General features: G+C 72.2%; 11 protein-coding genes. 6 read left to right on the forward strand and 5 right to left on the reverse strand.

The window, feature by feature from the left end:
• Positions 1 to 798 (reverse strand): SDR family oxidoreductase (locus L0P92_RS38245; RefSeq protein WP_234767731.1); only part of this gene is annotated, 798 nt, incomplete at its 3' end.
• A gap of 1 nt (position 799) precedes the next feature.
• On the reverse strand, positions 800 to 1,540 hold the full coding sequence (locus L0P92_RS38250) for an SDR family oxidoreductase (protein ID WP_234767732.1): 741 nt from the start codon (positions 1,538 to 1,540) through the stop codon (positions 800 to 802).
• Between the two features lie 57 nt (positions 1,541 to 1,597).
• On the opposite strand from L0P92_RS38250, the gene L0P92_RS38255 reads away from it, so the two are divergent.
• The 4 genes from L0P92_RS38255 to L0P92_RS38270 are packed head-to-tail and all read left to right on the forward strand — an operon-like array spanning position 1,598 to position 5,026.
• The gene (locus tag L0P92_RS38255; protein WP_234767734.1) at positions 1,598 to 2,398 is read left to right on the forward strand and encodes an enoyl-CoA hydratase family protein; all 801 of its coding nucleotides are present in this window, start codon (positions 1,598 to 1,600) and stop codon (positions 2,396 to 2,398) included.
• Positions 2,398 to 3,240 (forward strand): CoA transferase subunit A, encoded by an 843-nt coding sequence (locus L0P92_RS38260; RefSeq protein ID WP_234767735.1) that lies wholly within the window; start codon positions 2,398 to 2,400, stop codon positions 3,238 to 3,240. The genes L0P92_RS38255 and L0P92_RS38260 overlap by 1 nt, the downstream gene beginning before the upstream one ends.
• A complete protein-coding gene (locus L0P92_RS38265) occupies positions 3,237 to 3,980 on the forward strand; it encodes a CoA-transferase subunit beta (protein WP_234767736.1) in 744 nt (247 codons plus the stop codon). The genes L0P92_RS38260 and L0P92_RS38265 overlap by 4 nt, the downstream gene beginning before the upstream one ends.
• Positions 3,980 to 5,026: an NAD(P)H-dependent flavin oxidoreductase gene (locus tag L0P92_RS38270; RefSeq protein WP_234767738.1), complete on the forward strand. Its 1,047-nt coding sequence runs from the start codon at positions 3,980 to 3,982 to the stop codon at positions 5,024 to 5,026. Before L0P92_RS38265 ends, L0P92_RS38270 begins: the two co-directional genes overlap by 1 nt.
• Positions 5,027 to 5,132: 106 nt before the next feature.
• Here L0P92_RS38270 and L0P92_RS38275 read toward each other — a convergent pair whose 3' ends face one another.
• The 3 genes from L0P92_RS38275 to L0P92_RS38285 are packed head-to-tail and all read right to left on the reverse strand — an operon-like array spanning position 5,133 to position 7,732.
• Complete coding sequence (locus tag L0P92_RS38275; protein WP_234767739.1) at positions 5,133 to 6,290, reverse strand: acetyl-CoA C-acetyltransferase; 1,158 nt, start codon at positions 6,288 to 6,290, stop codon at positions 5,133 to 5,135.
• Positions 6,291 to 6,316: 26 nt separating this feature from the next.
• On the reverse strand, positions 6,317 to 6,928 hold the full coding sequence (locus tag L0P92_RS38280) for a TetR/AcrR family transcriptional regulator (RefSeq protein WP_234767741.1): 612 nt from the start codon (positions 6,926 to 6,928) through the stop codon (positions 6,317 to 6,319).
• Between the two features lie 15 nt (positions 6,929 to 6,943).
• Complete coding sequence (locus L0P92_RS38285; protein ID WP_234767742.1) at positions 6,944 to 7,732, reverse strand: SDR family oxidoreductase; 789 nt, start codon at positions 7,730 to 7,732, stop codon at positions 6,944 to 6,946.
• A 69-nt stretch (positions 7,733 to 7,801) separates the two neighbouring features.
• Here L0P92_RS38285 and L0P92_RS38290 point away from each other — a divergent pair, with 69 nt between their 5' ends.
• Entirely contained in the window at positions 7,802 to 8,941 is a 1,140-nt protein-coding gene (locus L0P92_RS38290) for an acyl-CoA dehydrogenase family protein (RefSeq protein WP_234767743.1), read from the forward strand.
• An 86-nt stretch (positions 8,942 to 9,027) separates the two neighbouring features.
• On the forward strand, positions 9,028 to 9,508 hold a 481-nt coding region (locus tag L0P92_RS38295), incomplete at its 3' end, for an acyl-CoA dehydrogenase family protein (RefSeq protein WP_234767744.1).

Consider the following 9,508-nt stretch of genomic DNA (forward strand, 5'->3'; position numbering starts at 1 on the left):
CCGCCACCCCTCCATGACCGTGATCCGGCCGCCCTCCGCCTCGAAGACCCTCCCCGTCACGCCTTCACTCCCCGCAGAACCAAGCCAGACGACCAGCGGGGACACGTTCTCGGGGGCCATGGCGTCGAACCCGGCGTCGGGAACCGTCATCGTCGCCGCGAAGACCCGTTCCGTCATCCGCGTCCGCGCCGCGGGAGCAATCGCGTTGACCTGGACGCCGTAGCGCCCGAGCTCAGCCGCCGCGACGGCGGTCAGCCCGAGGATGCCGGCCTTGGCCGCGCTGTAGTTGCCCTGCCCGAGCGCCCCCAACAGCCCGGCGCCGCTACTGGTGTTGACGACCCGGGCAAACGGCGTACGCCCGGCTTTCGCCTCCGCCCGCCAGTGCACGGCAGCGTGCTTCAGGGGAAGGAAGTGCCCCTTGAGGTGAACGCGCAGGACAGCGTCCCAGTCGTCCTCGTCGAGGTTGACCAGCATCCGGTCACGCAGGAACCCGGCGTTGTTGACAAGGGTGTCGAGACGGCCGTACGTCTCCACCGCGGCCGCCACCAGGGAGGCAGCCCCGGCGCTGGTGGCAACGTCCCCGCCGTGCGCGACCGCCTCACCTCCCGCCGCGCGAATCTCGTCGACCACCTGCCGAGCGGGACTGCCGGCGTCGCCCGACGTACCGTCGAGCCCCACACCCAGGTCGTTCACGACGACCTTCGCCCCCTCGGCGGCGAACGCGAGCGCGTGCGCGCGCCCGAGACCGCGCCCCGCGCCCGTGACGACCACAACCCGCCCCTCACACATACGGCTCATGTCATCCCTCCTTGTTGACCGTTGCGGCATCCAGGAACACGGGCCGCTCACCCCCGCCGTGCACGAGCAGACTCGCCCCGCTGATGTAGGCGGCGGCCTCGGAGGCGAGGAAGACCGCGGCCGCCCCGACGTCGGCCGGCTCGGCGAGACGCCCCAGCGGGACCGTGCGGGAGACGCTCGCGATGCCGTCCTCGCCCCCGTAGTGGAGGTGGGCCAGCTCGGTGCGGACCATGCCGAGGACCAGCGTGTTGACCCGGACCTCCGGCGCCCACTCCACCGCCATCGAGCGCGCCAGGCCCTCCAGCCCGGCCTTGGCCGCCCCGTACGCCGCCGACCCGGGCGAGGGACGGCCGCCGCTGACGCTGCCGATCATCACCACCGACCCCCGCGCCCGCTTCAGCTGCTCGTACGCGGCCAGGGACGCCGTCAGCGGCGCCACCAGGTTCAGCTCGATCACGCGCGCGTGCCGCTCGGCATCCGCGTCCGTCAACCTCCGGTACGGCGTACCACCCGCGTTGTTGACGAGGACGTCCACGCGGGGCAGGGCGGCGAAGAAGGCCCGTACGGCTTCCGGATCACGGAGGTCGAGTTCCCTGAACTCGGCGCCTGGCAAAGGGACTTCGGGTGCTCTGCGGGCACAGACGACGACGTCCGCGCCGGCCTCGGCGAAGGCCTTCGCGATGCCCGCGCCCACCCCGCGCGTACCGCCTGTGACGACCACGACCTTCCCGTCCAGCCCCATTCCCGGCTACCCTTCATCACCTAACAAACGTTTGGTGGAAAGGTAGCTGATGCGGCCATGGGTGTCTCCACCTCGTTCCCGAGAAGGGGGACCGAACAGAGCGGACAGAGCGGACAGGGCGGACAGGGCAGACAGGGCGGGGTCGCCGTCGTCACGGTCGACTTCCCTCCGGTCAACGCGCTGCCGGTGGACGGCTGGTTCGCCCTGGCCGACGCCGTGCGGGCGGCGGGCCGCGATCCGGAGATCCGGTGTGTCGTGCTGGCGGCGGAGGGGCGCGGGTTCAACGCGGGCGTGGACATCAAGGAGTTGCAGCGGGACGGGGCCGGCGCGCTGATCGGTGTCAACCACGGCTGCGCGGACGCCTTCGCCGCCGTGTACGACTGCGAGGTGCCCGTCGTGGCGGCCGTGCACGGGTTCTGCCTGGGCGGCGGCATCGGGTTGGTGGGCAACGCCGACGCGATCGTGGCGAGCGAGGACGCCACCTTCGGGCTGCCCGAGCTGGACCGGGGAGCGCTGGGCGCGGCCACCCACCTGGCCCGGCTGGTCCCCCAGCACCTGATGCGCGCGCTGTACTACACCTCGCGTACGGCGACCGCGGCCGAGCTGCACGCGCACGGCTCGGTGTGGCGGGTCGTCCCGCGTGAGGAACTGCGCGCCGCCGCCCTGGAGCTGGCCGGCGAGATCGCCGCGAAGGACGGGCAGCTGCTGCGGCTCGCCAAGGCCGCCATCAACGGCATCGACCCCGTGGACGTGCGCCACAGCTACCGCTTCGAGCAGGGCTTCACCTTCGAGGCCAACCTGAGCGGGGTGGCCGACCGGGTCCGCGACACCTTCGGCAGTGGGAAAGAGGGGGCGTAGTGAGCGACAAGACGATGACCGCCGACGAGGCCGTGGCGCGGCTGCACAGCGGCATGACCCTCGGCATCGGTGGCTGGGGCTCGCGCCGCAAACCGATGGCCCTGGTCAGGGCCCTGCTCCGGACCGACATCACCGACCTCACCGTCGTCTCGTACGGCGGCCCGGACGTCGGGATGCTGGCCGCCGCCGGACGGATCCGCACACTCGTCGCCCCCTTCGCCACGCTCGACTCGATACCCCTCGAACCGAACTTCCGCGCCGCCCGCGAACGCGGCGCCTTCGAGCTGACGGAGGTCGACGAGGCGATGTTCATGTGGGGACTGCACGCCGCCGCCAACCGGCTGCCGTTCCTGCCGGTGCGGGCCGGGATCGGTTCGGACGTGATGCGGGTCAATCCCGGTCTGCGGACGGTGACTTCGCCGTACGACGACGGGGAGACGTTCGTGGCCATGCCCGCCCTGCGGCTCGACGCGGCCCTGGTGCACGTCAACCGCGCCGACCGGCTGGGCAACGGGCAGTATCTGGGCCCCGACCCGTACTTCGACGACCTGTTCTGCGAGGCGGCGGACGCGGCATACGTGTCGTGCGAACGGGTCGTCGACACCGCCGAGCTGACGAAGGACGCGGCCCCGCAGTCGCTCCTGCTCAAACGGCACACGGTGACGGGGGTCGTCGAGGCCCCGAACGGCGCGCACTTCACGTCCTGCGCGCCGGACTACGGCCGGGACGAGGCCTTCCAGAAGACGTACGCCACCACGCCCTGGCCGGAGTTCGCGGCGCGGTTCCTCGGCGGGGACGAGCAGGCGTACCAGTCGGTGGTCAGGGAGGGCGAGGGGTCATGACGGAGTCCAGCGGCACGCCCCTGCTCCCGCCCACCCGGGCCGAGTACTGCGTGATCGCCTGCGCCGAGGCCTGGCGCGACGCGGGTGAGGTCCTGGCGAGCCCCATGGGTCTGATCCCGTCCGTGGGGGCCCGGCTGGCGCGGCTCACCTTCGCGCCGGACCTGCTGCTGACCGACGGCGAGGCGATGGTCGTCCGCCCGGACGGCACGACCGAGGGCTGGCTGCCGTACCGACAGCACCTGACCCTGGTCACCGGCGGCCGGCGGCACGTGATGATGGGCGCGAGCCAGATCGACCGGTACGGCAACCAGAACATCTCGTGCATCGGCGACTGGGAGCGACCGAAGCGGCAACTGCTCGGGGTGCGCGGTGCGCCGGTCAACACGCTGAACAACCCGACCAGTTACTGGGTTCCGCGGCATTCACGGCGGGTGTTCGTCGAGAAGGTCGACATGGTGTGCGGGGTGGGATACGACCACGCGGCGGGCGCGCGCTTCCACCGCATCCCACGTGTCGTCTCCGACCTGGGCGTCTTCGACTTCGCGACGCCCGACCACGCGATGCGTCTGGCGTCGCTCCACCCTGGTGTCACGCTGGATCAGGTCCGGGAGGCGACCGCGTTCGACCTGGTCGTCCCGGACGTGGTGCCGTCGACCCGCGAGCCCACCGCCGCCGAACTGCGCCTCATCCGCGAGGTCATCGACCCGGCGAACACCCGCACCCGGGAGGTCGGTGCGTGATGGACACGCCGCTGACCCGGCTGGTCGGGGTGCGCCACCCGATCGTGCAGACGGGGATGGGCTGGGTGGCGGGCCCCCGGCTGGTCTCGGCGACGGCGAACGCGGGTGCCCTGGGCGTCCTGGCCTCCGCGACGATGACCGTCGACCGGCTGCGTGAGGCGATACGCGAGGTCAGGTCCCGTACCGACGCGCCGTTCGGCGTGAATCTGCGCGCGGACGCCTCGGACGCCGGTGACCGGGTCCGCGTGATGATCGACGAGGGGGTGCGGGTCGCGTCCTTCGCCCTCGCTCCCTCCGCCGAGCTGATCACCGAGCTGAAGGACGCGGGTGTGATCGTCATCCCCTCGGTCGGCGCCCGGCGGCATGCCGAGAAGGTCGCGGCCTGGGGCGCGGACGCGGTGATCGTGCAGGGCGGGGAAGGCGGCGGGCACACCGGGGACGTGGCGACGACGGTGCTGCTGCCGCAGGTGGTCGACGCCGTGGACATACCGGTCGTGGCGGCGGGCGGCTTCTTCGACGGCCGGGGCCTGGTCGCCGCGCTGGCCTACGGGGCGTCGGGCATCGCCCTGGGCACGCGGTTCCTGCTCACCTCGGACTCGACGGTGCCGGACGCGGTGAAGGCCCGGTATCTGGCGGCGACGGTCAAGGACGTGACGGTGACCCGGGCCGTCGACGGCCTCCCGCACCGGATGCTCCGCACGGAACTGGTCGACGCCCTGGAGCGCTCCGGCCGTACGCGGACGCTTCTCCAGGCGGTCCGCAGGGCGGCGCGCTACCGGAAGCTGTCCGGCACGAGTTGGCTCCGCATGGTCCAGGACGGTCGCGCGCTCAGACATGGCAAGGACCTGACCTGGAGCCAGGTCCTGCTCGCCGCGAACACCCCGATGCTGCTGAAGGCGTCCATGGTGGACGGCCGTACCGATCTCGGGGTGATGGCGTCCGGGCAGGTCGCCGGGGTGATCGACGACCTGCCGTCGTGCGGGGAGCTGGTGGAGCGGATCATGAAGGAGGCAGGGGAGGCCCGGGAGCGACTCGGGGACCTCTGAGCCGCCCCGGGTTCGACACCGCCCCATAGGGGCGCGGGGAACTGCGCGACCAGCCACGACGGACTCGCACACGCCCACGGCCCCTGGCGGCGCTCCGGTCGGCGTCTCACAGCCTCTCGATGATCGTCACGTTCGCCTGCCCCCCGCCCTCGCACATCGTCTGCAGCCCGAACCGCCCCCCGGTTCGCTCCAGTTCATGCAGCAGGGTCGTCATCAGCTTGACCCCCGTAGCCCCCAGCGGATGCCCCAGGGCAATCGCCCCGCCGTTGACATTGACCTTGTCGGGATCCGCCCCGGTCTCCTTCAGCCAGGCCAGCACGACCGGCGCGAAGGCCTCGTTGATCTCGACGAGGTCGATGTCGTCGATGGACAGGCCGGTCTTCTTCAGGGCGTGGGCGGTGGCGGGTATGGGCGCGGTGAGCATACGGATGGGGTCCTCGCCGCGCACCGAGAGGTGGTGCACCCGGGCCCGGGGCGTGAGCCCGTGCTCGCGCACCGCCCGCTCCGAGGCCAGCAGCATCGCGGCCGCTCCGTCGGAGACCTGGGAGGAGCAGGCGGCCGTGATCGTGCCACCGTCGACGACCGGTTTCAGCCCGGCCATCTTCTCCAGCGAGGTGTCCCGGCGCGGCCCCTCGTCGACGCCGACCTGGCCGTAGGCCACCACCTCCCGCTCGAAGCGCCCCTCGTCGATCGCCCGCAACGCCCGCTGGTGCGAGCGCAGGGCGAACTCCTCCTGGTCCTGCCTGCTGATCCCCCACTTCGCGGCGATCATCTCGGCGCCGACGAACTGGTTGACCGGCTTCTCCCCGTACCGCGCACGCCAGCCCTCGCTGCCCGCGAAGGGGCCCGCCGTGAGGCCGAGCGGTTCGGCGGCCTGCCGGGTGGCGAAGGCGATCGGGATCATCGACATGTTCTGCACGCCGCCCGCGACCACGAGGTCCTGCGTGCCGGACAGCACGCCCTGCGCCGCGAAGTGCACGGCCTGCTGGGAGGACCCGCACTGCCGGTCCACGGTGACGCCCGGCACCTCCTCGGGCAGCCCGGCCGCCAGCCAGCAGGTCCGCGCGATGTCCCCGGCCTGCGGCCCGACGGCGTCCAGGCAGCCGAGGACGACGTCCTCGACGGCGGCCGGATCCATGCCGGCCCGCCCGACCAGCTCCTTCAGCACATGCGCGCCCAGGTCGGCCGGGTGGACGGCGCTCAGTCCTCCCCCGCGCCGCCCCACGGGTGTACGGACCGCTTCGACGATGTAGGCCTCGGCCATGGCAACTCCCCGGACTCGTCAGTGGGTTACGTACGTACGGCGATCCCGTCCAGCACCATCGACAGGTACTGCCGGGCGATCTCCTCGGGGCTGTGCTGTCCGCCGGGCCGGTACCAGGACGCGGCGACCCACACCGTGTCCCGCACGAACCGGTAGGTGAGCCGGACGTCGAGGTCGGACCGGAACACCCCGGCCGCGACCCCGCGCTCCAGCGTGGACAGCCACGCCTTCTCGAACCGGCGCTGCGACTCGGCGAGGAACGCGAACCGCTCCTGCGCCACCAGCTGCCGGTTCTCCTTCTGGTAGATCGCGACGGCGGCGCGGTGCCGGTCGATCTCCCGGAACGACTCGGTGACCAGCGCTTCGAGGGTCTCGCGGGGACCGAGCTCGGCGCCCAGGACAGCGTCGTAGCCGCCCCAGAGTTCGTCGAGGAAGGTCCGCAGGATCTCCTCCAGCATCGACTCCTTGGAGTCGAAGTGGTAGTAGAGGCTGCCCGCGAGCATGCCCGCGTGGTCGGCGATCTTGCGCACGGTGGTGGCGTTGTAGCCCTGCTCGGCGAAGACCTCGGCGGCGGTGTCGAGGAGTTCGCGCCGCCGGGCGGCTGCGGCGGTCACCTGGGGCTTCTTCTTGGTCGGCACGGGTCCATTGTCGTCCTAGGCGTGCTGGCCGCTGACGGAGACGATCTCTCCGGTCATGTACGAGGAGTAGTCCGAGGCCAGGAAGACGATCACGTTGGCCACCTCCCAGGGCTCGGCGTACCGCCCGAACGCCTCGCGCGCGGTCAGTTCCTCCAGCAGTTCGGGAGTCGTCACCTTCGCGAGGTGGGGATGCATGGCGAGACTCGGGGAGACCGCGTTGACCCGGACCCCGTACTCGGCCGCCTCGATCGCCGCGCACCGGGTCAGCGCCATCACGCCCGCCTTGGCGGCGGCGTAGTGCGCCTGCCCGGCCTGGGCGCGCCAGCCGACGACGGAGGCGTTGTTGACGATCACGCCGCGTCCGGTGTCGCGCATCCGGCGCAGGGCGGCCCGGGTGCACCGGAAGGTGCCGTTCAAGGTCACGTCGAGGACCTTCGACCACTGTTCGTCGGTCATGTCCACGAGGGGTGAAGTCCCGCCGAGGCCCGCGTTGTTGACGACCACGTCGAGCCGTCCGTGCTCGGCCACGGCGGCCTCGAACAGCGCCCCGACCTGCGACTCGTCGGTCACGTCGCAGGGCAGCGCGGCGACCGACGCCGCACCGAACTCCCCGGCCAGCTCCGCCTCGTACTCCTTCAGCCGCCGTGCGTGCGCGTCGCTGATCAGCACGCGCGCGCCCTCTTCGAGGAAGCGGCGCGCGGTCGCACCGCCGATGCCGGCGCCGGCCGCCGCGGTGATGACGGCCGTGCGCCCGCGGAGCAGTCCGTGCCCGGGAACGTACGTCGGCGCCTCGACGTTTGTCATAGCAGCACGCTAACCTACCAAACACTTGTTAGGGAAGACCGGTAGGGCCCGTAGGGAGGGAGCAGGACCGTGGACCTCACCCACACCGCCGCCGACGAGGCGTTCCGCGGCGAGGCACGCGCCTGGCTGCGCACGCATGTGCCGCCCGATCCGCTCCCGTCCCTGGAGACCGAGGAGGGCTTCGCGGCGCACCGCGCGTGGGAGGCCGAGCTCGCCGCCGGTCGCTGGTCGGTGGTGAACTGGCCCACGGCGTACGGCGGCCGGGACGCCACGCTGGTGCGGTGGCTGCTGTTCGAGGAGGAGTACTACGCGGCGGGCGCACCGGGCCGCGTGAGTCAGAACGGCGTCAGCCTGCTCGCCCCGACCCTCTTCGACCACGGCACCGAGGAGCAACGCGCGCGCGTGCTGCCGCCCATGGCCACCGGCGAGGTGATCTGGGCGCAGGCGTGGTCGGAGCCCGAGGCCGGTTCCGACCTGGCCTCGCTGAGGTCGAGGGCCACGCGCGTGGCGGGCGGCTGGCTGCTGTCCGGCCAGAAGACCTGGTCGTCGCGGGCCGCCTTCGCCGATCGCGCGTTCGGCCTGTTCCGCACCGACCCGGACGCCCCGAAGCCCCACCAGGGCCTGACCTACCTGATGTTCGACCTGCGCGCCCCCGGTGTCACGGTCCGCCCCATAACCCGCCTCGACGGCAGGCCCGCCTTCGCCGAGCTGTTCCTCGACGAGGTGTTCGTGCCGGACGAGGACGTGATCGGCGAGCCGGGCCAGGGCTGGCGGATCGCGATGTCGACGGCGGGCAACGAACGCGGTCTGATGCTGCGCTCCCCGGGCCGATTCCTGGCGAGCGCCGACCGGCTCCACCAGCTCTGGCAGGACCGGGGCAGCCCGCGGAGCGCGAGGAACCGTGTGGCCGACGCCCTGATCGGCGCCCGCGCCTACCAGCTCTTCACCTTCGCCGCGGCCTCCCGCTTCCTCGACGGCGAGTCGATCGGCCCGGAGTCCAGTCTGAACAAGGTCTTCTGGTCGGAGTACGACATCGCGCTGCACGAGACGGCCCTCGATCTGCTGGGCGCCGAGGGCGAGTTGGGCGACACGGACTGGGCGGAGCGGTACGTCTTCTCACTCGCCGGCCCGATCTACGCCGGGACGAACGAGATCCAGCGCGACATCATCGCCGAGCGCCTGCTGGGCCTGCCGAAAGGGCGACGCTGATGCGCGGGGCTCCGCCGACGCTCGGGGGAGCGCGTCCGGGTACCGACGCCGAAAGGAACACCGCGGCCACCGAAAGGACCCCGCTGATGCGCTTCCTCCTCGACCCCGAGCAGCGTGCCTTCGGCGACTCGCTGAACGCCATGCTGGCGGCCGCCGACACGCCCTCGGTCGTGCGGGACTGGAGCCGGGGCGAGCACACGCGGGGCCGGGCGCTGTGGGGCCGTGTCGCCGAGGCGGGCGTGTTCGGGCTGGCGGTTCCGGAGACGTACGAGGGGCTGGGCTGCCGGCCCGTCGAACTCGTGGTCGGTTTCGTCGAGTTGGGGCGTCACGCGGTGCCGGGACCGCTGGTGGAGACGGTCACGGCGGCGGTACTGCTCACCGATCTGCCGGACCCCGGCCCGGCCAAGCGCCTCCTGCCCGCGCTGGCGTCGGGCGAGGCCATGGCGACGCTGGCGTGGGCGGCGCCGTACGCCCTGGACGGCGACGTGGCCACCACCCGCCTGGCCCTCACGTCCCGCGGACTGCACCTCTCCCCCGGCCACGGCCCCGTCCGCCCCTCCCTGGACC

Origin of the sequence: Streptomyces muensis (assembly GCF_021474425.1) — a bacterium.
Classification (GTDB): Bacteria; Actinomycetota; Actinomycetes; order Streptomycetales; family Streptomycetaceae; genus Streptomyces; species Streptomyces muensis.